Origin of the sequence: Polaribacter cellanae, from assembly GCF_017569185.1 — a bacterium.
Classification (GTDB): domain Bacteria; phylum Bacteroidota; class Bacteroidia; order Flavobacteriales; family Flavobacteriaceae; genus Polaribacter; species Polaribacter cellanae.
In genome coordinates, this window is sequence record NZ_CP071869.1 from 3,192,739 (window position 1) to 3,218,490 (window position 25,752).

Below are 25,752 nucleotides of genomic sequence, written 5' to 3' on the forward strand. Positions count from 1 at the left end.
GTTACAAGAAGAAATTATAATTATAAATAAAAGTAGGAAAGTTTTTTGCATAGTTTAAGTTTTCTATATCAAACACAACTATCAATATCTATTCCAATACTTACTTTTTATTAAAATTTTCAATTCCTTTTTGCAACCAATCTTTATAGGTTTCAATGTCTGTATATTGTTGAGGTGTATTTAGAATTTCTAAATCGGCATTCATTAAAACGTAATAAGGTTGTGAGGCGTTTTTAAAGTTTACCACTTGAAATGTAGACCATTTATCTCCATAAGTTCTAATCTGTTTAATTTTGCCATTAGCTTTCTTAAAATCGAATTGAGCGTCTTTTGGTAATTTCTTTTCATTATCATCTACATATAAAGAAATTAAAATATACTCATTTTTAAGAATGTTATATACTTCTGGATTGCTCCAAACATTTTCTTCCATTTTACGACAATTTACACAAGCCCAACCCGTAAAATCTAACAAAATAGGTTTGTTGGTTTCTTTTGCAGCAGCTAAACCTTCATCGAAATCTTTGTAACAGTTTAAACCTAAAGGACAGTCGCTTTCTTGCGTGTAAATACTATAAAATTGCGGAGGTGGAAAACCGCTTAACGCATTTAAATTCCACGTAGGATTTTTAAAAGTTCCTGGAATTAAATAAATAACAAAAGCCATTACTAAAACACCAAACGAAACTCTAGAAAAAGAGAGTTTTTTAATTGGAGAATCGTGTGGAAATTTAATTTTACCTAAAAGATATAGTCCAAGTCCAAAGAAAATAATTACCCAAATTCCAATAAAAATTTCGCGTTTAAAGATGTTCCAATGTCCAACTAAATCGGAGTTTGATAAAAACTTAAATGCCAATGCCAATTCTAAGAAACCTAAAACTACTTTGGTTGTATTGAGCCATCCACCAGATTTTGGCAAAGAATTTAACCAACTAGGAAACAATGCAAATAAGGCAAAAGGCAAAGCTAAAGCGACTCCAAAACCAGTCATACCTGCTGTAAGTTGCATGGCTCCACCATCTGATGTTAAAGAGCCTGCTAATAAAGAACCTAAAATGGGTCCAGTACAAGAGAAGGAAACAATCGCCAACGTTAATGCCATAAAGAAAATACCAATTATACCTCCAATGCTAGAGGCAGAATCCATTTTATTTCCCCAAGAGCTTGGCAATGTAATTTCGTAATAACCAAAAAATGAGCCTGCAAAAAATACTAAAACAGCAAAGAAAAAAATGTTTAACCAAATATTTGTAGAAATAGTATTTAAAATTTCGGGATCCAAACTATCTAAAAAATGAAAAGGTAAACTTAATAAGATGTAAATGGCAACAATAAAAACGCCATATAAAATAGCATTAGAAACTCCTTTTCTTTTACTTTGAGATTGTTTGGTAAAAAATGAAACCGTTAAAGGAATCATAGGGAAAACACAAGGAGTTAAAAGTGCTAATAAACCACCAACAAAGCCTAATAAGAAGATGTTAAATAAAGAACTATTAGATTCCGATTCTTCTTTGGAGTCTGTTTTTAAAAGTGCTGTATTTTTTAAATTTAATTTTAGTTTTTTCGATAAAAGTTTACTTTTATCATCTAAAGAAACAGTTTCTATAATCTCTTTATTATCTTTAAGAGAAAAAGTAAATACCTCGTCTACTTGTATACAAGCTTCTTTACAAACTTGCCCAGTTAAACTTAATTTTATGGAAGAAATTGAAGGATCTGTAATTAAAACTCTTTGCGTTATTGTTGCATTATTTTTAAAAAAAATCTCTTCCTTTTCCCAAATTTCTGTATATTCTTTATGGGTTTCACTTTCTTTGGCTTTACCTATTAATTTATAGCCTTGGTTTTTGTTTTCATTTGTATTAAAAAGTGAAATTTCTAATGGTAAAGAAGCGCCTTCTGGATTGTGTTGAGAATACAGGTGCCATTCTCTTAGAATATTTGCTTCAAAAACAACATCGTATTCAGTATCAGAAACTTTATTAATGGAAGATTTCCAAACAACTGGGTTTTCTTCGGTTTGAGAAAAAATAGAAAGTGTTAGAAATAATAAGAAAAAGGAAAATTTTTTTTTCATAAATAACTTAATATATAAGAAATATTAAAGGTTTAATTCATTTAAAATCTCCACTAATTTTTTGTCTGAAGGTCTTGGTGCATCTGCATTTACAATAATTCCTTGAGGATCAATTAATATAAAACGAGGAATTCCTTTTATTCCATAATCTTGTATAAACTTAGATTCCCAATCATTATCTGCAATTAATTGTAAACCACTTAATTCTCTATCAACAATCATTTTTTTCCACTTATCGTAGTCTTTTTTTGTATCAATAGAAATGCTTACAAACTCGATATTTTTATCGTGAAATTCTTTTTCTAGCTTTTTTAAAGAAGGAATTTGTGCAATACAAGGTCCACACCAAGTTGCCCAAACATCTATAAAAACATACTTACCTTTTAAATCGTCTAAAGATTTTGTACCACCAGCATTGTTTTCGTAATCTGTAAATTTAGGAGAAGGATTTCCTTTTACTAAATACTTAATTTTTTTATACTCAGCATCAATTTTTGCATTATTTGCTTCGTCTGTAGAGTTTTTGCTGAAAATAGCATAATAATCCTCTAAATTTTCTGTATAGTTAATTCCATATTGCGCATCTGCATACAATAAATTGTTTTTAATTTTCTGATTTTTTAAGTTTGCAATCGTTTTTAAATAGGCAATGTCTCTTGCAATAGTAGAATCTTTTTCAATAAATTCCTTTGATTTTTCTTTAAGTTTGGAAGCTACTAGCGCTCTATAAGATTGAGAAAATAGGAAGTCACTCTCATTTTCAAGCTCTAAAGTATCTAAACCACTTAGAAAACCTTCTGAAGGTTTAAAGTTTCTATCTTTAATATAATAACTATGAGCAGGTTTATAGCTCTTTAAGAAAGAAAGATGATTGTATTTGATGCTTTTTAATTCACTGGCTTTAAAATCTTCTGGAATTCCATCTGTTTTATTAAGTAACTCTTCTTCTCCAAGTTTTATTTTTAAAGCATGTTCTTTAAAATCGGCTTCGTTTTTAGAGAAAAAATCTTTTTGATCTCCCATCAATTTAGAACTTAACTTCCCTTTTTCAAGGATGTAATTATTAACAGTATTTGCGTTACCTGCTAATTGAATGGTAGAATCTTTCTTTTTTGCATCGTATGTAATAGTTATTTCAGAGCCTTTTGGAAGATATAAAGGAACTATATTATTGTTTTCTTTTAGCACGTAAAAGTCTGTTGCTAAATCTAAAGTATCGGAAAAAGAACCATCTTCAGATAGTGTAATTTCTTTTTTATTTCCCCAGTTTAATTGACTGTGAATAGCTAGTTTTTTTGCTGAAGTATTTTCAATTTTTCCAGAAATTAGAGCGTAATCTACTTTCTTTTCAGGTTCGCAAGAGACCATTGTAATAATGGCTAATAATAGGATAACTTTCTTCATAAGATTTTGGTGTTTTAGATTGAAGCTATAAATATACAAAAACCTTTCTTACAAAGAGTTTAGAATACTAATTTTCATGATTTTTGGCATATTCTTAACATAAAATCTACCATCTTGTCTTTTGCCAATAACCCAAATAATATCGTTATTGTTGTTACAAAGCAACCAAGCTTGTTCCTTTTCGAAGAGCGACATTTTCTCGTCTTTAAAATATTTACTTAATTTCTTTTTGCCTAACATTCCTTTCGGATAAAAATAATCGCCATTTTGCCATTTTCTAATAATTAAAGGAAACTCCAAAGCTTCTTCATTCACATAAATAGTATTTTTGTTTTCTTCGGAAATTTCGGCTACTTTTTTAAGAGTAAGATAAAGGGGTGCTGTAATTTTAGAAATGTTTTTATCAATAAAATAACTAGGTTTCGTTTTTTTATTATTGATTTTAGAAAGAATTAAAAAATCTCTATCTTTTAATAAAACATGCGTTTTAGAAAACAATTGTTTGCCAGTTTGTGCTACAATTAAATGAAAAACATCCTTCCATTCTGTAAAGTTATACTCTTTTAAAAGTTGATATAAATATGCTTTCGGATTTGATAATTCTTGGATTTTAGAAATATTATATTTCATAACACTGTCTTTTTGAGTGTAGTCGAAAGGTTGAAGTATTTCAGATTTAATATCAGCAATTTTATCGTCGATAATATGCCTGCTTTCCTTTAAATTTTCAATAGTTTTAGAAAACGTTTCTAATAAACTTGGGTTTATTTCCTTTAAAACAGGAATTACTTTGTGCCTAATTTTATTTCGAGTGTATTTTGTGGAAGCATTGCTTTTATCTTCTCGCCAATCGAGTTTGTTTTTGGTTGCAAAATCGATAATTTCTTCACGAGAAAATACCAAAAGCGGGCGTACAATATTTCCGTTAATTTCTGGAATTCCCGTAAAACCTTCCAAACCCGTTCCACGAGTTAAGTTTATTAAAAAGGTTTCTAAATTATCATCTGAATGATGTGCCGTTAAAACAACATCGAAATTATGTGTTTCTATTAATTTTTGAAACCATTCATAACGCAAATTTCTTGCAGTTATTTGAGTAGATTCTTTGTTTTTCTCTGAAATTTTTGTAGTTTGGAATGATGTTGTAAAACAATCAATATTCAGTTTTTTTGATAAATTTTTTACAAATTCTTCATCTAAATCGCTTTCTTTTTCTCGTAAGTTGAAGTTACAATGTCCCAAAGAAATATTAAAATTTAGTTGTTTTAAGAGATGCGTTAAAACCACAGAATCTACACCACCAGAAATTGCGATTAATATTTTTTGCTCCTTTAAAAAAGGAAAATTTTTATTAATATGTTCTTTGAATTTCTGAAGCATTTTCAAGTTCAAAAGTAAGGAATTATTAAAGAAAGTACGATACAACCCCAAAAGGGTTTCAAAACCCTTTTGGAGTTAAATACTAACAATATTAAAGTTCAGAATTTAACCAATTAACAATATCAGCAAGCATTTTTTCTCTGCATAAATCGTTGTGCAATTCGTGATATCCGTTTTCGAATAATTTTAAAGTGGCGTTTTTAGTATTTTTAGCAAATTCTACACTCCCTTTATAATCGATAATTTTATCTTCAGTTCCATGTAAAATAAACATAGGTACCTTTAATTGATGCGCATTTTTAATCGCCCATTTTCCAGTTTTAATAAATGTAATCGAAAAATTAGGGCTAATTTTATCGTGTACCAAAGAATCGTTCTCGTATTTTTCAACCTCATTTTTGTCTCTTGAAATATGGTTTGCATCTAACTCATTTCCTAAAGTAATAAAAGGTGCAATTCTCTGAAGCAATTTACCCATAAATAGTTTCCATTTTGGTGGTTGAAATGCGAGTTTTAAAAACGGACTTGTAGCAACAACTCCTTTTAAAGAATGTTGTTTTTTTAGAGTATAGTTGATTACTGCATTTCCTCCCATGGAATGTCCATACAAGAAAATAGGTTTGTTTGGAAATAGTTCTTTCGCTTTTGCTATCGTTTTAGAAATGCTTTCCAAAACAGCTTCAAAATTGGGGTTGTGTCCACGTTTTCCAGCTGTTTTTCCATGACCAAAATGATCGAAAGTAATTACAGAATAATTGTTTGATGTAAGTTCCTTTGCAACATGCACATAACGTGTAGAATGTTCGCCCATTCCATGTACTAAAACAACAATAGCTTTTGTTTCTTTTGCTTTCCAATATTGTCCGAAAAATTTGATTTCGTAAATATTAAAATTGAATGTATCGTGTGTCATAAAACTTGTTTTTTCAACCAAACACGAATTTCTTTTCGCAAAGAAACCTCTGGTTTTGGTAAGGGAATTGTTTTGCCAAATTGCTTACTTCTATTAAATTTAGAATATAAAATTTTTCGTTGTTTCCACTCTTCTGGAAATAACGCCAAATAACCGTTAAACATATTTTGTTCGGTTGTTTTTTCTTCTAAACTTTCTAAAACTTTTTGGAAAAGTTCTTCTTGATTTGATGTCATTTTGAATTTTTTACTAAAAAATAATTGGTGAATTTGTGGCATTCTTATTCCGAATTCAACAAAGCAAAACGCATTGCTTTTGCCTTTAATAAGCATTCTTCGTACTCCTTTTCTGGGCTAGATTTTGCAGTAATTGCACCACCAACAGAGTAGGAAATATACTTTTTTTCTTCGTTATACAAAATACTTCTAATAATTACATTAAAGTCAAAATCGCCATTTGGTGTAAAATAACCAACAGTTCCAGAATAAAGCCCTCGTTTGGTTTGTTCTAGGTTTTCGATAATTTTCATCGCCGAAACTTTTGGAGCGCCAGTCATACTTCCCATTGGAAAAGTACTTCTTAAAACTTCTACAGGATGTATATTTTTTTCAATTTCGGAAACCACTGTAGAAATCATTTGATGTACTTGTTTAAAGGAATACACTTTGCACAATTCTTCTACTTTTACACTTCCTTTTTTGGCTGTTTTAGATAAATCGTTTCTAACTAAATCGACAATCATTACATTTTCTGCACGCTCTTTACTGTCTCTCGATAAATCGGATGCAATTTTGGCATCGTCAATGGCGCTTACCAATCTTTTTGCGGTTCCTTTTATTGGCTGAGAAATAATTTTTCCACCTTCTTTTCGAATGTATCTTTCAGGGGAAGCACACAATGCGTATTGATGTTCCATTTTTAGCAAAGTAGCAAAAGGTGGCTCCGAAATTTGGTTTAAATGTTTGTAAACTTCGATTGGGTTTATGGTAGAATTTTCCGCATAAAATTCCTGACAAAAATTGGCTTCGTAAATATCGCCTCTGTGAATATGCTCTAAAACTTTAGTGACTTTTTGGTGGTATTCGTCTTTGTGAATTCTTAGTTTTATTTTGATGTCGGTTTTAGAAGAAACTTCGACAAGCTCAGTTTGACAAATAGTTTCAAAATCGCTTTCAATCTCATTATCTACCATTTTTAAATAATGAAATTCGATGGTGTTTTCTTTGATAAAAAGGAGTTTTTGAGGTTGAAAAAAGAACAAATCAGCAAAATCTAAGCCATCGAAATTTTTTGAAGAAAGTTGTTCTACATCATTTTTTACGTCGTAAGAAATATAACCGAAAATATAATCTTTGGTAATGGTTTGGTATTCTTTTAATTTGTCGAAAGCTTGGTGATAATCGGTTTTTATAGAGGTGAATTCTTCTACAGCCAAAGCACTATCGAAACTAGAATATTGTTGTTCGTAATTGTTAGAATCTAACCAAATTGCAGTTTCAAATTGCTGACTCCAAGACAAAAGGTTTTGTTTGAAATTAGAAATATTCTCAATAGAAAAAGTACGAACGGTTCTTTGCATATTTGTGGCAAAAATACAAATCTTATTTGTTAGAAATAGGAATTTTTAAACTGATTCCTGTTTGTATATCTGGAGCATTATTTACATATAAATCTTCCTTTAAATAGATGGAAAAACTGTAATTTTTTCTGCCATAAGTGTAAATCCAACTCCAGGCAGATTGGTATTCGTACAATTTCTCGAAACCATTTTGCCAACCAGCATGAATTTCTTTCCATTTACCAACTAATTGATAATAATTGGCTTCGTCTTTTTTGCTGTAGCTCGATTGAATTTGATAGTTTGCAGCAACTGAATGATAATTTCCCTTTCGAGTGTATTTTGTGTATTCTAACATTCCTTCGAAACTTAATAAATAGTTGTTGTTTCCCAGTTGAACATTCTTTTTAAAATCGACAATATTTCTTCTTAAAATAGCAGAACCGAAAGAAGTTCTAATTTCATTTGTATTTTTTAAACGCCATTTTTTTATAATATTTCCAGAAAAACCAAAATCTAAAGAAGGATTGTCTTTGGAAGTATTAATACCTAAATGCGAACCAAAATTCACAGAAATATTTCTTTTTTTTAGGTTGATAAAATTTGGATAATAAAAGTGATTTACCTCAATTCCTGCAAAAATAAACTGTCCGTCTTTTAAAGCTAATTTTCTTCCATTTCTATCTTGATAGCGAACATTCACTTGATTTAATCCGTAATATTTTCGCCCAAAAGGATCTTCTCCACCTGCAACATTACTATGAAACCATTCAATAGCTTCATCACTCGTAAAAAATGAAAACGGGTATTTTCCTTTGGTTACCAAATAGGAGCGAAGTGAAATTTCTAATTCATGATTTTTACCAATTTTCGTATTAAAATCGATTCTAAAATTTTTAAAAACAGCATCTATAATAATATTTTCGTACGCTGCAGGTGTGGTTTGTTGGTCTCTATAAAAATTTCTATTAAACCAAATTTGTTCACGAAGCTGATTTCTTGTAGCTTCATCTTTTGGTAAATACATTTCCACAAATGGATGAAATGTATTTGCGCTTGCCAAAGAAAAATTCAACGTAATTTTTTCTGGCGGACGCACTTTAAAATTCTGATTTATTCGTGCAGAAAACAACCCAAAATGATGAATTGGCAACATACTCGGTTTGTCTATTCCGTTTTTTAATTGGATAGAATCTTTCTTTTGACCAAAAGAGAAAATAGAGGTCACTAAAAATAAAAAAGAGAAAATTATTTTCTGCATCATGTAAAAATAAGCAAAGTTTAAGGAAAGAGAATTAAGAAAGGAGAATCAAGAATTAAGAACAAAGAATTAAGAGCATCTCGAATTAAGAACATCTCGAATTAAGATTGGGTTTTAGATTCAAAGTTCAAGATTCGAAATTAAAAAAAATATTGAAAATCATTTTATATTTAAATAATTGATAATCAGTAAAGTAAATACATAAAATCACGAAATCCTAAACAAAAAAGACCTTTCAAGCGAATCACTTAAAAGGTCTCATTTATATTATTTTAAACATTTTAAAAAAGAAACATTTAAAATTATGCATTTAAAGGTTTCCCATCCCAAGCCGCTTTTGCAGCTTCTTTTACAGCTTCAGAATAGGTTGGGTGACCATGACAAATTCTTGCCAAATCTTCTGCGGATGCTCTGTATTCCATGGCAACTGCAGCTTCCATAATTAAATCTGCAACACGTGCACCAACCATGTGAACTCCTAATATTTCATCGGTGTTTTTGTCTGCTAAAACTTTTACAAATCCATCAATATCTCCACTTGCACGAGATCTACCCAAAGCTCTCATCGAAAATTTACCAGATTTATAGTCAATTTTTGCTTCTTTTAACTCGTCTTCAGTTTTACCAACAGCCGCAACTTCTGGCCATGTGTAAACAATTCCTGGAATTAAATTATAATCGATATGTGGTTTTTCTCCTGCTAAAAATTCAGCAACCACAACACCTTCTTCTTCTGCTTTGTGTGCTAACATTGCACCTTTTACAACATCACCAATTGCATAAATATTCTTAATATTGGTTTGTAAATGGTCGTTTACAGAAATTTGTCCACGTTCGTTTACTTCCACACCAACTTTCTCTAAACCTAAACCAGCAGTGTATGCTTTTCTACCGACAGAAACCAAGCAATAATCTCCAGAAAATTCTATTTCTCTGTCCTTTTTATCAGTTGCTTTTACAGTAATCGTATCGCCATTTCTTTCAACAGCATTCACTTTATGGCTTGTTGCAAATTTAATTCCTTGCTTCTTTAAAACCTTTTGTAATTCTTTAGAAACATCTGCATCCATTCCTGGCACAATCTTATCCATATATTCAATTACAGTAACATTTGCACCCAGTCTTTTATATACAGAACCTAATTCTAAACCAATTACACCACCACCAATTACCAATAAATCTTTAGGAATTTCCGATAGTTTTAATGCTTCTGTAGACGTAATAATTCTTTCTTTATCAATTTTTATAAAAGGTAACGAAGATGGTTTTGAACCTGTTGCAATAATAATATTTGCTCCTTCAATAATTTCTGAAGTAGTATCGTTTTTGGTTATTTTTACGTGGGTAGCATCTTCAAAAGAACCCAAACCTTCAAAAACATCAATATTATTTTTGTCCATTAAGTATTTAATTCCTCCAGTGGTTGTTTCTACAACTTTTGCTTTTCTTTCTACCATTTTTCCGAAATCTATTTTCGGAGTTTCTACTGTAATTCCATGCTCTTCGAAATGATGTACAGCATCGTAATAATGATGCGAAGAATCTAACAACGCTTTCGAAGGAATACACCCCACATTTAAACAAGTTCCACCTAAAGTTGCATATTTTTCTATAATTGCTACTTTTTTTCCAAGTTGAGAAGCTCTAACTGCAGCAATATATCCTCCAGGACCAGAACCAATTACAATAATATCGTATTTCATAAGTACCTTTATTTTTACTTTTTGATAACCTTTCGGTTCAAATTTTAAATATAGTTGACAAAAATACGGATATTTTTACAGAATAAAGTGAGAATTACGTAGTTTTACCGCCATAAATTATTCTAATATCTTACCAATGAAAATTCTTAAAAAAGTACTTTTGGTTTTACTTGTGTTGTTTGTAATTGCACAATTTTTTGGACCAGAAAAAAATGATGGAGATTTAGCTTCCTTAGAGCCATTTTTAATGGAAACATACCCGCCAGCAGATGTAAAAGAGATTTTAAAAACTACCTGTTTCGATTGCCATAGTAACAAAACAATATATCCTTGGTACGATAAAATTACGCCGGTAAATTATTGGTTGGCAGACCATATTAAAGATGGTAAAAAACACCTAAATTTTTCTACATGGAACGAATATTCGATGAAGAGAAAAGAGCATAAGATGGATGAGTTACATGAAGAAGTAGAAGAAAGGGAAATGCCTTTAAATTCTTATACTTGGACGCATGCAAATGCCAATTTAACCCAAGAACAAATAGATGCTGTTGTGGCTTGGGGAAAAAGAGTTCAGATGGAATATAAATTGAAAATGCAACCTGAATAATTGCAGAAAAAATTACTTTTAATAATTGGTTACGTTTGGGTAGAACCCAATTCTTCTGCTGCAGGAAAGAGAATGTTGCAGTTAATCCATCAGTTTTTAGAACGAGATTGTAAAATTACTTTTGCTTCGCCCTCTATAAAAAATGAAAAGGCAATTGATTTAAATGCTTTGGGAATTAATGAGGTTTCTATTGAATTAAATAATGCTTCTTTCGACACTTTTATAAAAAAGTTGCAACCAGAAATTGTATTGTTCGATCGTTTTATGATGGAAGAACAATTTGGTTGGCGAGTTACAGAAAATTGCCCAAAAGCAATCCGTATTTTAGATACAGAAGATTTGCATTGTTTGCGAAAAACGCGTGAACTTGCTTATAAAAAAAAGCTTCATTTTTCCACTGATTTTTTACTAAAACAAGACATTACAAAAAGAGAAATTGCAGCTATTTTAAGATGCGATTTATCTTTAATTATTTCTACTTTTGAAATGGAGTTGTTGAAAAATACTTTTAAAATTGATGATGCTATTTTAATGTATTTACCCTTTCTTTTTGATGAAATAGATGAGACTCATCAACATAAATGGAAAAATTTTGAAGAAAGAGCGCATTTTATTTTTATTGGAAATTTCTTCCACAAACCAAATGTAGATGCTGTTTTGACTCTGAAAAATAAAGTTTGGAGCGAGATTAGAAAGCAATTACCAAAAGCTGAAATGCATATTTATGGCGCGTATGTAAATCTGCAAATAGAACAACTGCACAATAAAAAAGAAGGTTTTATTATTAAAGGTTTTGCAGAAAATGCGAATGATGTTGTTGGCAAGGCAAAAGTAGTTTTAGCACCCATAAATTTTGGAGCAGGAATTAAAGGAAAATTAACAGAAGCCATGCTTTGTGGAACGCCAAGTGTTACGACTTCAACTGGAGTAGAAGGGATGTCTAATAATTTGCCTTGGAATGGTTTTGTAGCAGATAATTATTCCTGTTTTTCAAAAAAAGCAGTTCAATTATATTCGGATAAATCTATTTGGGAACAAGCGCAAAAAAATGGTGTAGAAATTATAAATTCGATTTATAGCAAAGGAAAAAACGGATACTTATTTTTTAATAAGGTTGAAGAAATTCAACATCATTTAGAAAACCATAGGACAAATAATTTTATGGGAAGTTTGTTGCAACATCAAACTATGCAAGCTACAAAATATATGAGTAAGTGGATTGAGGCGAAAAGTAGTTAGCAGTAAAACCAGTTTTCAGTAGGCAGTAATCAGTAAGTTTTTTTAACTGCCTACTGAAGACTGCAAATTAAACAATACACTTTATTTTTTATTTCCTGTAGAGCGAAAAATTATCGTTTTATTTTACAGTAATTTCAATAAATAAATGGAATAAAATTCAAATTTCGGGGAAATGGCAAGTTTTATACAATGTAAATGAAACTATAAAAATTAAGCTTTCAACGAAAGAGTTTTAAAAACAAGGTTCTATTTTTTCTTTTGAATAAAAAAAATCTACCTTTTAGTGTAGTAATATATTATTATTTTCCATCTAAATTTGATTTGAATATAATCGATTAAATTAAAGATGGAAGATAGATATAGTCGAAATAGAATATATGTTAAACCAGAAGAACAAGAACTAATTAAAAATTATCCTATTTTATTAGGAGGAGCTGGAATTGGTAGTGTTATAGCAGAGTGTGCTCTACGCTTTGGTTTTGAAAATATTACGATTATTGACGGAGATCAGGTAGAACTCTCAAATTTGAATAGGCAAAACTACACCGAGGATGACATTTCAACAGATAAAGTTAACGCAGTAAAGAAACGCTTACTATCAATTAATAAAGAAGCAAATATAAATGTGCATAATTGCTTTTTAACCACAGATAACGTTGAAAGCTATATTAATGGACATAAAATTGCAATTAATGCTTTAGATTTTACTTCAGATGTTCCATTACTTTTTGATGAGATTTGCCAGCAAAATAATATACCTGTTTTGCATCCCTATAATTTAGGTTGGGGAGGTTTAGTGACAGTAATATCTCCAAAAGGTTTATCATTAAAAGCTATTGCAAAAAACGGACAAAAAATTAATGAACTTCGAGTAGTTGAATACGTTTCTAGTTATATGAAATTCTGGGGGACACCACAATTTTGGATTGATAAAATACTGTATAAATACTTAAGTGAAAAGGAAAAATTGCCTCCTCCACAGTTATCTATTGGTTCATGGATGGTAGCAAGTATGTGTACGCATCTTCTTTTTAAAATAGCAACAAATAAAGCATATAAACGATTTCCAGAATTTTATTTTTCCTCTATTAATGTAGATTAGATTAATTTATTATTGGTGGCGTATACAATGGCTTCCGAAATATTGGTAACTTCTAATTTTTCAAATAATTTTCTTCTATGAAACTTAACAGTATCTGGACACACACACATAGGTTCTGCCATTTCATTAATTGTATATCCTCTTACAGAGAATCTTAAAATTTCCTTTTCTCGTTTAGAAAGCTTAATTTTCTCTTCTGTTTTCCAAAAATTACCTTTCAAATCAAATTTAAAAATTTTATTTGCTCCTCTTTTATATATTCTAATATTCCCTGAATCTTTTTCATTAGAAAGAGAAATAATACAAATAGCTTTCCAAATTTTCCCTTCATCCGTTAAGAAAATAGGAGTTAGTTTTTGATTGATCAAAAATGTTTCTCCCTGTTGATTTTTTAAATAGAAATCATAAGAAATAGAATGGTATATTCTTTCTTTTAAAGGTATCTTATCATAAAAGTTAAAGCAAATAGTATTTATTTTAATTAATAGTTCTACATCTTCAGGAATAACATAGTTGAAGTAAAAAAGGTATCCCATTTCTTGCACTTCTTCAGCAGTGTGTCCACATAGAAAAAGAGGATTTTCAGAAACATATTCGAATCCCTTTTTTTCATAATCTATTACATAGATACTTTTATAGGTAGTTCTAGCAAAGGCTTTAATTGTTTCTAAATAATTAGCCGTTTGCTTGCGTTCATTTTCAGAAATGTTGGTCACGGTATTTCGTGAAGAAAAAAAATCATTAACATCCGTCATAGCTTAAATGATTAAAATTCAAATGTAGCCATTTTAAACTAAAATGGGAGTCTCTATTTAATTAAAATACGGTTTTTAATTACATTTCTACTACTACTACTACTACTACTAATTTGTGTAGTGCTTTGAATGGGTTAACTATATAGTTTTGAGAGTAAAACATTACACTATGATACTCACAAAAAACTATTTAGAAAGATTAACTACAAATGAAGTGTATAACTTATCAAAGTTTATAGTTGAAGAAAACTTTAATCATCACACAAAAAAGGATGATTTTAAAAGCATTAAAAAAGATATTTTATCTGTCTATGAAGAAGAAATTGAATATGCGCAAAATTCTAAAATATTTGTTAGTAGGGATAGTTTAGGAAAAATTACTGGATCTATTAGGGTTTTACGATGGAATTTTATAGATAAACTGCCGATACAGAGTTTGTTTGGAATAAATCCATTACTAACTATTGGAGATAGACCTTTTAATGATATATGGCATATTGGTAGGTTTGCTATTAAAAAAGAAATAAAAGATACCAATCTGTTTAAAAAGTTAATGGTTTGTGCAATTTCACCAGTATGTAGCCATACTGAAAATATTGCTTTTGCAGAATGCGATAGCAAATTATTAAGAGTAATGTCTTTATTAGGAATTAAAGCTAAAGTAGTTGGTAAATCAATTAATTACTTGGGTTCTGAAACTATTCCTGTAAGCTTTCCTTATACTGGTCTTATAGGGTTTTATGAAGAAAACAAACACTTAATATCTAATCAAAGCCTTCTTGAAGAAACAACTTTTAATAAAAACTACACTTTTGTGTAGTAGAAGTATAAACATAAGAAGATAAATTCATAGTCTAAAAATTGAACTTAAATGAATCTACTAAGAACTACTTTTTTCATTGTACTTTTTTCTTATTCTTCTTATGCTCAAATAGAATTAAAAGGAGTTGTAAAAGATTCTTCAAATGTTGCCATAGAGTTTGCCAATGTTGTACTGACCAATCAAAAAAATGAAATTATAAAAGGAACCATTACTGATGAAAAAGGAGAATTTAGTTTATCAGCTAAAAAAGGAGTATATAAACTATCAATTAGTTTTTTAGGGTATAAGGATTGGGTAAAAGAAATAACTTTAGATGATAGTTTTGACTTTGGAATTATAATTCTTGAAGAAAGTAAGAATAGTTTAGATGAAGTTGTTGTAACTGCTAAGAAGCCTGTAATTAAAAGAAAGGTAGATAGAATAGAATTTAATGTAAATAATACGATTCTTTCAGAAGGAGATGCTTGGGGTGTTTTAATTAAAGCCCCTGGTGTAATAGCCTCTTCATCGGGTTCTCTGCAAATTTTTGGGAAATCAGGAGTATTAGTAATGATAGACGAACGTCCTGTACAACTTTCATCTGATGAATTAAAAAACATGTTAGAAGGAATGTCTGCTAACGAAATTAATTCGATAGAAGTCATAACTAATCCTCCTGCTAAATATGATGCTGAAGGAAATGGGATAATAAATATTACACTAAAAAAGAAAAAAAGTTTAGGTTATAATGGGAATGTTTTTTCTAGATATACTCAAGGGGTCTTTCCAAAATCAAATAATGGTGGAGGTGTTGTTTATAGAGATGATAAGATTAATATTTCTGCAAATTATAATTTTGGTATTGGAAAAAGAAATGTACAAGAAAATAGTAATATTAATTTTCTGAATACTCAAGGTGATATTTTTTCTTCTTGGAATGAAGATTCTGACAGAAATACAAGTTACTTATCTCATAATTTTAGGACTTCTTTTGATTACCATATCGCTGAAAAGAGTGTTATTGGGATGAAAATTGTTGGGAATATTTCTCCTAAACAACAAGTTATTAACAAAACTAAAACGGATGTATTTAATACTCAAAACGAATTAGACTCCTTATTTGTAAATAATAATAGCTCTGATAGGAATGTTCAGAATTTATCATACAATCTAAATTTTACACAAAAGTTCAAAAAGAAGGGGCAATCTTTAGTGCTTGACTTTGATTATACAGATTACGAAAATGAAGGTAATCAAAACGTTAATACAGACTTTTTTGACTCTAGCAACAGCTTTAATAGAAATGAGTTTTTTACCTCAGATAATAAGCAAGACATCAAAATATATAGCTCTAAATTAGATTATACACAGCCAATTGATTCAACTTCTTATTTTGAAACGGGAATTAAGTATAATTCTATAAGAACAAATAATGATTTGGATTATTTTAATCGAGATAATTCTGGATCATTAATTTTTGATGAGAGTAGGAGCAATCAATTTATATATGATGAAGATACTTATGCTGCCTACTTGTCCTACAACAAAGACTTTAAAAAGTTTTTTGTAAAATTAGGTTTACGTGCTGAATACACAGAAACTTTAGGGAATTCAATTACTCTAAATCAAATTACCGATAATGATTATTTTGAATTATTCCCTTCTACTTTTTTACAATATAGATTAAATGACAATAATTCATTCGGATTTTCATATAGCCGAAGAATAAGAAGACCTAATTACTCTTTGCTAAACCCCTTTCAATTTTTTTCAAGTCCGTTTAGTTTAATAGAAGGAAATCCATTTTTACGACCTTCTTTTTCAGATAATATTGAATTATCTTATAGCTTAAGAAACAAATACTTTTTTACGGGCTATTTTAATCATACAAAAGACCCATTTACTCAATTATCAGTACAAGATAATCAAGAGCAGATTTTTAGGTATAATGCTGTAAATTTAGATAGCAATATTGGGTATGGATTATCCTTTGTGACTTCGTTCGACATTAATAAATGGTGGAGTCTTTATTTTGATCTTAATGTCTACTACAGAGAATATGAGTTTATAGCACCTGATAGTTCTAATGAGCTTATAAAAAATAATAATTGGAATTTTGACCCCTACTTATGGAATGAATTTACAATTTCAAAAGAAAACAACCTTTCGCTTGAAATAACAGCACAATACTTTTCTCCAAAAGTTCAAGGAGGATTTGACATAAGGGGAAGGTCTGAAGTTTCAGTAGGGATAAAGAAAAAAATGTTTCAAAATAAATCTACATTATCAGTCTATGTAGCCGATATTTTTGATCAGAATAAATTTACTTTAGAGTCTAACTATGCATTCCAGAATCATATTTTTAGAGAGAATCCAGAAAATCAATATGTTCGATTTTCTTTTACTTATAGGTTCGGAAATACCAAGATTAAAGGTAGAAAGAGAAAAGATGGATCTAAAGATGAAAAAAACAGATTATAGCCATCAAAAATATTGTCCTCTGTTCAAGACACAAAAAGGAACAAAAGTTTATTTATTAATTTTTAATTTTTCTAATTATGAAAGGAAAATTCAAGTTTTCTAAAGAAGAGAGAAATCTTCTTCGAAATTCAATTAACAGTTTTCAAAATGAAATTGTTAAAGATTCTTTGACTACCATTTGTGGTGCTGGGCATTCTCGTTCTCATGTTAATGATTCATGGGATAGAAGTTCAGGAGGCACCATTTTGGTGGCGAAGTAACCTATTCAGAAGGGATTATTTTCTTTAGACAGATAAATAACCCTTCTATTTTCTATTACTTTAAACTGCAACTAATTCAAATTAAAGCAAATGCAAGACTCTTTGATATGCAAATCATTTGTGTTAAAAATCGCCAGTAGATGTAATCTAAATTGTAAGTATTGTTTTATGTACAATAAAGGAGATACATCTTATAAAAATCAACCTAAAGTTATGTCCAAAGAAACGGTTGATCAATTTCTAAATAGGGTAAAAGATCATTTTACTAAAAGAGATATAAATGATAATCCTATATTCTCTTTTCATGGAGGTGAACCTTTATTGGCTGGTAAGGATTTTTTTAAATATTTTGTAAGCAAGGCAAATGAAGTGCTACTTTCTGTAAATATTCAACCAGTATTTACAGTTCAAACTAACGGTACTTTAATAGACGATGAATGGTGTAAATTATTTCATGATAATAATATTTTTGTTGGAATTAGTATTGATGGAGAAAAAAAAAATAATGATGAAAATAGAATATACCATTCTGGAAAAGGGTCTTACGATGATGTAATAAAAGGACTTAACAGAGTATTAAATTATAAGGATTTAGGACTGAGGACTGGGGTTCTTTCAGTAATAAATCTTGAAGCAGACCCTATAGAAACATACCTTCATTTTAAAAGGCTTGGAATCAAAAGTTTTGATTTTTTACTACCAGATTACATCTATGATGAAATTGAAATAATCAAAACAGAAAGTAAGAATATTTCATATTCATCTTGGCTAATTAAGATGTTTGATTATTGGATTAAAGATAGAGATCAACCGAGAATTAGATTTTTCAATGGAATGATTGATGCAATTTTAGGTGGTGATTTTGCAAATGATACGTTAGGAGAAATGGGAAACGAACTATTAGTAATTGAGACTAATGGAGGATATGAAGCTGTTGATGTTTTAAAAATATGCGGAGAAGGATTTACTAAAGAAGGTGCTAATGTATTTAATAGTTCTGTAGATGAAGCACTTCAGACAGATTTAGCTAATTTATATCATCAAAGCCATAAGATTTTGAATGAAAAATGTCAGAAATGTTTAATACAAAAAGTTTGTGGAGGAGGCTATCTACCCCACAGATATTCTAAAAAAAATGGTTTTGATAACCCGTCAGTTTATTGTGAAGATTTAATGTGTCTAATAACCCATATCCAAAATACTGTACTAGACCTTATTCCTAGTAACTTGATGAAACAAGTAGAAGTAAGAAAAATAACTTATGAAGAGGCACTAGATGTTATCTCTGTTTTTGATCCAAAAGCTATAAATAAGAGGCTATATTCATTTATAAAAGAAGAATCAATATAAGAAGTAAGCAAGAGCATATGAATAATCTATTAAAGTGTAAAACTGTCATTATTAAAGTAGCAAGTAGATGTAATCTGAATTGCACATATTGTTATATGTATAATATGGGAGATGGTACTTATAGGAATCAGCCTAAAACTATGAGCTATGAAATAGTAAATGATTTATTAAATAGAATTCAAGAACATTGTCATGCCCATGACCTTCATGAATTTATGTTTATTTTTCATGGAGGAGAACCGCTTTTAGTTAAAAAAGAATTTTATCAGTATTTCATTACCAAAGCAAAACAAAAATTTAAAAATGAAGGTGTACATCTAAGGTTTGTAATTCAAACAAATGGAGTTTTAATTGATGAGTCTTGGTGTAACTTATTTAATGAATTAAATATATCTGTAGGGATTAGTATTGATGGAACTAAAGATGATAATGATATCTACAGGATAGATCATTCAGGAAAAGGAGCTTATGATAAAATATTGAAGGGACTTAAGATTGCTCAAAAAAATGTAGCAAATGGAATTGGGACTTTATCTGTTGTTAACATTGATGCTGATCCCATTAAAACGTATGAACATCTCAAATCTTTAGATGTAACCTCTATAGATTTCCTCCTTCCAGACTCTAACTATCACAGTTTACCCCCACTTCCAAAGAATAAGTGTAAGGGAGAAAAATACGAAGAATATTATGCAGATTGGTTAATTAAAGTTTTTGACCAATGGTTTCATGATAAAAAAAATAGACCTTTAATTCGAATGTTTCGATACATATTACATATGTTGTTTGGGGGTAGAGCATCATTAGATAGTTTAGGGCTTGAAAACAATGAAGCTCTAGTTATTGAGACTGATGGTTCTATTGAAGCTTTAGACGTATTAAAAATATGTGGCGATGGATTTACAAAAGATAATGCACATGTAAAAACTCATTCTTTTGACCAGGCACTAAGTTCAGATTTAGCTAAGTTATATAACTTGGCTCATAATAATTTATGCGACCAATGTTTAGCTTGTGAATTGGTGAGCGTATGCGGAGGAGGAAATTTACCTCATCGTTATAGTTCAGAAAGTGGATTCAACAATCCATCTGTTTATTGCAAAACTCTTGCTAAATTAATAATACATATCCAAAATGAATTATTTAACTCCCTTCCTCCTGATTTAATAAATTCAAGTGGTATCCAAAAAATGGATTATGATGTTTTTCTGAAAACTTTCCAAAAAACAAGAAACACGATAAAGTTAGAATTAGAGAACTTTTAATTATAGATAATAGTATGAATTCGTTTAAATTTTCACAAAAAGATTTTAATTTACTAGAAAAATACATTGACAAGTGTGACAATGAAGAGTTGAACACTTCTTTAAAATGTTTTATTAACAATATGTCTTCTTCGAAAGGACACTCACGTTCTCATGTTAATCAAGGATGGGAAAGATCTGCTGAAATAAGCCATTTAAGGCAGTAAACTAAAGATTTATTTTGAAGAAGAAAAAAAATATTCGATTTTGCCCTAATAGTGATGCCTTAAAGGGGTCATTAGTTTTGGGATATGTTGAAAATGAAAAAGTAGAATACTTTAATGAAAAAGTATACGTCGATAAGAATTTAAAGGCAATTATTAAAAATAAAGAAAATGAGGTGAGGAAATATATTCGATTTACTCATCCATGTATGAAATCATCTTGCAAACATTGGAACAATAAATGTCAAATTCCTGAGAGTTTTAGCAGTTTAAATAACAAAGGTGATGAATTAAATACTTTAAAAAAATGTGTTATTCAAGATGAATGCCAATGGTTTAGTCAAAGATCATATCAGGCGTGTGCTAATTGCCAATATATATTAAACTACACTAAAGACATAACTATATGAGTATGATTTTTGACATTCTACAAATTCTTACCTTTAATGAAGGTAAGCAGGAGCAAGGGTATAATGTATTTTATTTATACAAAGACTATATAGAAACCCAAATAGATAAAGAAGTCTTTTATAATAAAAATATCTGTAACTTAATAACACAATATGATTTGTTAAATAAAGGATATCCTTTTATTATGACCCCAGAAATGAGTCATATTCTTTTATATAAAAAGAAGTCTATTAAAGAAAACTTTTCTCTTGTTGAAAAACTTATCTATGCCGAAGTTGCAAAGGAAACAAAAAAAGTTTTAAATCCTGAATTTAAAGACCTTTGGACTTCGGATGGCTCCTTTTTTATATCATATGATAACGAAAAAAAAGATTTTTTTATTTACGAATCTCCTCTTTTATTAAATAAAATACCAATAGATTTTTTAAGCCCTTTTTCTTCTCTTATGAACAATGAAGAAATGGGGGAAAAGGACTCGCTACAAATTCAAAATTATGATCATGAAGAATTTGAATCAATTATACAAAAATTAGAAGTTAGTATTAGTCCGCTAAAAGGCACATGTCAAAATGTGTTAGACTTTATTCAAAAATTTACCTTGACAATAATTCCTAAAAAACATAAAGAAAACTATTTTAGTTCTGGCTCAAATGGCTTGTATATTGGCCGAACTGTTTTATCTAATCTTCATATTACCTCTAAGGAGTTAATTGTTGAAGCTTTAGTCCATGAAGCTGTTCACTCTTATCTCTATATGATAGAGGTTTTAAAGCCTTGGATGCCTGACTTTGAGTCTTCAAGAAAGTTTGGGAATCAGGTGGCATCTTTTTGGACTGGAAACTTAATTTCAGTTCGCAGTTTTACTCAAGCAGTTTTTATTTGGTATAGCTTATATAATTTTTGGAAAATCTGCAAAGATAAAAGCCTCTATGATGAAGGTTTTATTAATAACCGATTAAATTTCATTACAAAAGGGTTTGAGAGATTAAAATTGAATGAAATTGAAAAAATGACTTCAATTGTATTTCCAATTGAAACAAAAAATACGATTCTAGCAATTCAAGATAAAATATTAAATTCATATCAAATCGAAAATGAAACTTTTAAAAGATAACAAATATTCAATTCTAAATACCGTAGAATTATTAAAGTTTGAAAATGATAATTCTAGGGAATTAAAAAACATTGTTTTACTTTTTGTAAGTAACACAAAAGAAAAATTAAATGATTTATTGAATAAAGAAATTAAGAATGGATTTTCTTTAGTTAAAGAGATAAACCACAAATTGAGTTTACTTTCTGATAAAGAAGTATTCGATTTAATTAAAACTCCTAAATTTTTAAATATAGTTTATAGACCTGGTATTAGAAGTATTGAAGAACAACTATCAACTATTAATCGATTTTTAGATGCTGAAGTTATTTGGAAACAAGAAAGATTTGATTCCAGTAAAAACAATATTGTTTGGGCAATAAATGGCAAAGGATGTATTCGTTTTACGAAAGATAATACTTTTTCGAGATATGAATCACCTTTATTGTTTGATAATGTAGTATTGGATTTTTTTAGTTCTTATAATTATTCCTTAGGAAAAGAAAGCTATCTTACTTACAACTCTAACGAGGAATTAGAGCTTCATAATTTTGATGAAGCTGAATTAATTGTAGATAAATTAGAAGAATTATTTATTAACACAAAAGAAAATATTCGAGAATTCATAAATCTTTTTATTAATGTTATCCATTTTAAGGCAATTCAAAATAAAAAGCAGTATTCTTCATGCACAAGTGGAGGATATATAGGTCGAGTTTTGATAGGTAATGCATTATCCCATAGAGATGAACTTCTCATAGAAGCTGTAATACATGAAGCTATTCATGGTTTGTTATTTATGATTGATGAGATAAATGCGTGGATGCCGTCTGCAGAATTAGACTTTACTCAAAAGTATAATGTTCAATCGCCTTGGACAGGTAATATGCTAAATATTCGGAATGTTCTTCAAGCTTGCTTTGTTTGGTACGGTTTATTCACTTTTTGGAAGTCGTATGAAACTTCGAACGAGTTTATAAAAAATAGGATCAATTTCATTTATAAGGGATTTAAGGGTCTAAATTTAGATTCAGATATTAAATTGGAAGAAATAACATTAGAAGCTATTAATAAAGTTAAGAGTGAGGTTATAAATTATGAATAAAGCTAAAGGATTATGGGGTTTAATAAAGAAATGGGACACTAAATCAAATTATGCAAAAAGCAATGTTGTTCCTATTATATCAAATTCGGGTAATATAAACAAAGTAGGGAGTGATTCTGTATCAGAGTCTCATTTATTATCCGTGAATGATATCAATTTTTATGACTTTATTGAATCTGGAATTAAAAATGAGGTTAAAGCCTTGATAAATACCTTTAATTGTATTACTTACTCCAGTTGTGAAGGCCATAAGTATGAGAACGATTATGAACCTAGAAATATTGGCGTTATACCTAGAGATTATGAGGAGTATTGTTTTTTAAAAAAGACTTTCTTTGAATTGATTACAATGACAAATATTAATTTAATTAAAAATTATAGGGATTGTGATGTATATCTCTCTTTAGAAGTTGATAAAGTCGAAACAGATGATGGACCAAGTTTAACCTCATTGGAGATATATTTTTTTAGTTTGTCGGATGATGCGGTTAATTATTTTAATTATATTGATATTGCGTCTAATTGTTTTTTAAACGAGTTAAAGCATATCAAAAAAAGTGATTAAATTAAGTAAGTTTCCATTTTTTCATCAGGTTTCAAATAGAGACTGTGGTCCTACATGCTTAAGAATTATTAGTAAATATTATGGAAGGACATTAACGTTTACAGATTTAGATAAAGAGACACTGTCTTATAATGGACTATCTATAGACGAGCTAAATAACCTTGCAACCAAACTAGATTATAGAGCTCTGATAGTTAAAACAGACTTTGAGTCAATAAAAAATAAAGCTCCATTCCCATTTATAGCTCATTGGAATCAAAACCACTATATTGTTGTATATAAAATTACAAATAGGTATGTTTATGTTGCGGATCCTGCATTCGGAAAAGCTAAATACTCATATAATGAATTTTTAACAGGTTGGCTTCCTAATAAGGAACTAAATGGTGAGCAAAAAGGAATCATTCTTTTACTAGAGCCAACAGAAACCTTTTTCAATAATAATTCCACTGGTAAAGAACAGAAAAAATTTAATGCTTTTCATTTTATAAAAAAGTATTTTTTATTCTATAAATTTCACCTTTCTCAATTAATTTTAGGTCTGTTTTTGGGAAGCTTGTTACAGTTTGCGTTTCCATTTATAACAAAAGCTATAGTAGATTTTGGTGTTAATAATGGCAATATAAGTTTTCTGGTTTTTATTTTAGGTGTACAGATTGTGTTATTTCTTCTTAATATTGGAATTGAGTTTCTACGTGCGCATTTGTTGATTCATATTAGTAGTAGAATAAACATATTTATAATTTCTGATTTTTTTGTAAAAATCATGAAACTACCAATAAGCTTTTTCACTTATAAGGTTACAGGGGATTTGACACAAAGAATAAGAGATCATGAGAGAGTAGAAAGGTTCATATCAAATTCTCTACTTAAAAGTATATTCTCAGTTTTTAGCTTACTTGTCTTTAGTGCTGTATTGTTTGTTTTCAGTAAAATAATATTTCTAATATTCTTTACTGGTATTGTCATAGAGTTGAGTTGGATATTTTTCTTTCTAAAAAAGGTTGCTATTCTGGATCAAAAAAGTTTTTCCTTAAATGCTGAAGATCAAAATAAGGTATTTGAGCTTATTACGGGTATCCAAGATATAAAACTAAATAATATTGAAGACAAAAAGCGATGGGAATGGGAGAGAATCCAATTAAACAGATTTAATGTTTCATTAAAGAAACTAAAATTGAACCAACTTCAAGAAGGAGGACAACGTTTTTTCAGTTATCTTCAAATTATTTTAATTACCTTTTTTGCAGCATTTTTGACAATTAAGGGACAGTTAAGTTTAGGCTCTATGATGGCTATCATTTTTATAATCGGTCAGATGAATGCTCCCATAGGTCAACTAATTAATTTTATTCTTCAAGGGCAATTAGCAAAATTAAGTATAGATAGACTCATAGAGATTCATGAAAAAGAAGATGAAAAGCAAGTTTTTGAAAACACTTTTGAGGGTAATGAAGTTCAAAATATAAGAATCGAGAAATTAAGTTTTTCTTACTCTGGAAGAATTCAGGAATCAGTTATCAATGAGATAAGCTTGATAATTCCTAAAGAGAAAGTTACAGCTATTGTTGGAGTTAGTGGTAGTGGAAAAACCACTTTACTAAAACTGTTATTGAAGTTTTATAATCCAACTCATGGTAAAATTTTTATTGATAATACAAATTTAGATAACATTAATAGTATTCATTGGAGAAATAAGTGTGGAGCTGTACTTCAAGACAGCTTTATTTTTTCAGATAGTATTGCAAATAATATAGGATTAAATGAAAGTAATTTCCAGTCCATTGATTATAGAAAACTTACTGAGTCTTGCAAAATAGCTAATATTCATGATTTTATAGATCAACTACCTTTAAAATATGATACAAAAATTGGTCAATACGGTATTGGGTTAAGTCAAGGACAAAAACAAAGATTATTAATTGCTAGAGCTGTATATAAGAATCCTAATTATTTGTTTTTTGACGAGGCTACAAATTCACTTGATGCAGAGAACGAAAAAGTAATAATTAACAACTTAGAAAAAGTTTATAAAGGAAAAACTGTTGTCATAGTAGCACATAGATTAAGTACTGTGAAAAATGCAAATCAAATAATTGTTATGGATAATGGGCGAGTAGTTGAAGTAGGGACGCACGAAGAACTCGTTGGAAATAAAGGAAAATATTATAATCTAATAAAAAACCAATTAGAGCTTGGAGTATAACAA

Annotated in this window: 22 protein-coding genes; 13 read left to right on the forward strand and 9 right to left on the reverse strand. The window is 29.4% G+C overall.

The window, feature by feature from the left end:
• Nucleotides 1-100: 100 nt before the first annotated feature.
• The 8 genes from J3359_RS14305 to lpdA all read right to left on the reverse strand — a co-directional run bounded on the left by J3359_RS14305 (nucleotide 101) and on the right by lpdA (nucleotide 10,302).
• Nucleotides 101-2,083: a protein-disulfide reductase DsbD family protein gene (locus tag J3359_RS14305; protein ID WP_208077573.1), complete on the reverse strand. Its 1,983-nt coding sequence runs from the start codon at nucleotides 2,081-2,083 to the stop codon at nucleotides 101-103.
• Between the two features lie 24 nt (nucleotides 2,084-2,107).
• Nucleotides 2,108-3,487, reverse strand: coding sequence for a TlpA family protein disulfide reductase (locus J3359_RS14310; RefSeq protein WP_208077575.1), 1,380 nt, complete (start codon nucleotides 3,485-3,487; stop codon nucleotides 2,108-2,110).
• Between the two features lie 48 nt (nucleotides 3,488-3,535).
• The gene (gene tilS, locus J3359_RS14315) at nucleotides 3,536-4,867 is read right to left on the reverse strand and encodes a tRNA lysidine(34) synthetase TilS (protein WP_208077577.1); all 1,332 of its coding nucleotides are present in this window, start codon (nucleotides 4,865-4,867) and stop codon (nucleotides 3,536-3,538) included.
• 91 nt (nucleotides 4,868-4,958) lie between these two features.
• Nucleotides 4,959-5,780: an alpha/beta hydrolase gene (locus tag J3359_RS14320; protein ID WP_208077579.1), complete on the reverse strand. Its 822-nt coding sequence runs from the start codon at nucleotides 5,778-5,780 to the stop codon at nucleotides 4,959-4,961.
• The gene (locus J3359_RS14325) at nucleotides 5,777-6,016 is read right to left on the reverse strand and encodes a hypothetical protein (RefSeq protein WP_208077581.1); all 240 of its coding nucleotides are present in this window, start codon (nucleotides 6,014-6,016) and stop codon (nucleotides 5,777-5,779) included. The genes J3359_RS14320 and J3359_RS14325 overlap by 4 nt, the downstream gene beginning before the upstream one ends.
• A gap of 44 nt (nucleotides 6,017-6,060) precedes the next feature.
• Entirely contained in the window at nucleotides 6,061-7,359 is a 1,299-nt protein-coding gene (gene pabB / locus J3359_RS14330; protein ID WP_208077583.1) for an aminodeoxychorismate synthase component I, read from the reverse strand.
• Between the two features lie 22 nt (nucleotides 7,360-7,381).
• Nucleotides 7,382-8,602 (reverse strand): hypothetical protein, encoded by a 1,221-nt coding sequence (locus J3359_RS14335; RefSeq protein ID WP_208077585.1) that lies wholly within the window; start codon nucleotides 8,600-8,602, stop codon nucleotides 7,382-7,384.
• Nucleotides 8,603-8,901: 299 nt separating this feature from the next.
• Nucleotides 8,902-10,302 (reverse strand): dihydrolipoyl dehydrogenase, encoded by a 1,401-nt coding sequence (gene lpdA, locus J3359_RS14340; protein ID WP_208077587.1) that lies wholly within the window; start codon nucleotides 10,300-10,302, stop codon nucleotides 8,902-8,904.
• Between the two features lie 136 nt (nucleotides 10,303-10,438).
• On the opposite strand from lpdA, the gene J3359_RS14345 reads away from it, so the two are divergent.
• From J3359_RS14345 to J3359_RS14355, 3 genes are all read left to right on the forward strand, one after another.
• On the forward strand, nucleotides 10,439-10,912 hold the full coding sequence (locus J3359_RS14345; RefSeq protein ID WP_208077589.1) for a heme-binding domain-containing protein: 474 nt from the start codon (nucleotides 10,439-10,441) through the stop codon (nucleotides 10,910-10,912).
• Nucleotides 10,913-12,151 carry a glycosyltransferase gene (locus tag J3359_RS14350; RefSeq protein ID WP_243765928.1) on the forward strand — a complete coding sequence of 413 codons (1,239 nt, stop codon included), beginning with the start codon at nucleotides 10,913-10,915 and terminating at the stop codon, nucleotides 12,149-12,151. It abuts the gene before it with no gap.
• Between the two features lie 346 nt (nucleotides 12,152-12,497).
• Nucleotides 12,498-13,253, forward strand: coding sequence for a ThiF family adenylyltransferase (locus J3359_RS14355; RefSeq protein WP_208077591.1), 756 nt, complete (start codon nucleotides 12,498-12,500; stop codon nucleotides 13,251-13,253).
• Here J3359_RS14355 and J3359_RS14360 read toward each other — a convergent pair.
• The gene (locus J3359_RS14360) at nucleotides 13,250-14,008 is read right to left on the reverse strand and encodes a helix-turn-helix domain-containing protein (RefSeq protein ID WP_208077593.1); all 759 of its coding nucleotides are present in this window, start codon (nucleotides 14,006-14,008) and stop codon (nucleotides 13,250-13,252) included. The genes J3359_RS14355 and J3359_RS14360 overlap by 4 nt on opposite strands.
• Before the next feature lie 169 nt (nucleotides 14,009-14,177).
• On the opposite strand from J3359_RS14360, the gene J3359_RS14365 reads away from it, so the two are divergent.
• From J3359_RS14365 to J3359_RS14410, 10 genes are all read left to right on the forward strand, one after another.
• A complete protein-coding gene (locus J3359_RS14365) occupies nucleotides 14,178-14,828 on the forward strand; it encodes a hypothetical protein (protein ID WP_208077595.1) in 651 nt (216 codons plus the stop codon).
• A 51-nt stretch (nucleotides 14,829-14,879) separates the two neighbouring features.
• A complete protein-coding gene (locus tag J3359_RS14370; protein WP_208077597.1) occupies nucleotides 14,880-17,291 on the forward strand; it encodes a TonB-dependent receptor domain-containing protein in 2,412 nt (803 codons plus the stop codon).
• Nucleotides 17,292-17,368: 77 nt separating this feature from the next.
• Nucleotides 17,369-17,551: a hypothetical protein gene (locus J3359_RS14375; RefSeq protein ID WP_208077599.1), complete on the forward strand. Its 183-nt coding sequence runs from the start codon at nucleotides 17,369-17,371 to the stop codon at nucleotides 17,549-17,551.
• Between the two features lie 90 nt (nucleotides 17,552-17,641).
• Nucleotides 17,642-18,901 carry a radical SAM protein gene (locus J3359_RS14380; RefSeq protein ID WP_302850188.1) on the forward strand — a complete coding sequence of 420 codons (1,260 nt, stop codon included), beginning with the start codon at nucleotides 17,642-17,644 and terminating at the stop codon, nucleotides 18,899-18,901.
• A gap of 17 nt (nucleotides 18,902-18,918) precedes the next feature.
• Complete coding sequence (locus J3359_RS14385; protein ID WP_208077606.1) at nucleotides 18,919-20,166, forward strand: radical SAM protein; 1,248 nt, start codon at nucleotides 18,919-18,921, stop codon at nucleotides 20,164-20,166.
• Between the two features lie 220 nt (nucleotides 20,167-20,386).
• Nucleotides 20,387-20,779, forward strand: a complete 393-nt coding sequence (locus J3359_RS14390) for a hypothetical protein (RefSeq protein ID WP_208077607.1) — start codon at nucleotides 20,387-20,389, stop codon at nucleotides 20,777-20,779.
• A gap of 2 nt (nucleotides 20,780-20,781) precedes the next feature.
• Entirely contained in the window at nucleotides 20,782-21,894 is a 1,113-nt protein-coding gene (locus J3359_RS14395; RefSeq protein WP_208077608.1) for a hypothetical protein, read from the forward strand.
• Nucleotides 21,875-22,978, forward strand: coding sequence for a hypothetical protein (locus J3359_RS14400; protein ID WP_208077609.1), 1,104 nt, complete (start codon nucleotides 21,875-21,877; stop codon nucleotides 22,976-22,978). Before J3359_RS14395 ends, J3359_RS14400 begins: the two co-directional genes overlap by 20 nt.
• Nucleotides 22,971-23,543 carry a hypothetical protein gene (locus J3359_RS14405; protein ID WP_208077610.1) on the forward strand — a complete coding sequence of 191 codons (573 nt, stop codon included), beginning with the start codon at nucleotides 22,971-22,973 and terminating at the stop codon, nucleotides 23,541-23,543. Before J3359_RS14400 ends, J3359_RS14405 begins: the two co-directional genes overlap by 8 nt.
• Entirely contained in the window at nucleotides 23,536-25,749 is a 2,214-nt protein-coding gene (locus tag J3359_RS14410) for a peptidase domain-containing ABC transporter (protein WP_243765930.1), read from the forward strand. Before J3359_RS14405 ends, J3359_RS14410 begins: the two co-directional genes overlap by 8 nt.
• Nucleotides 25,750-25,752: the final 3 nt, after the last annotated feature.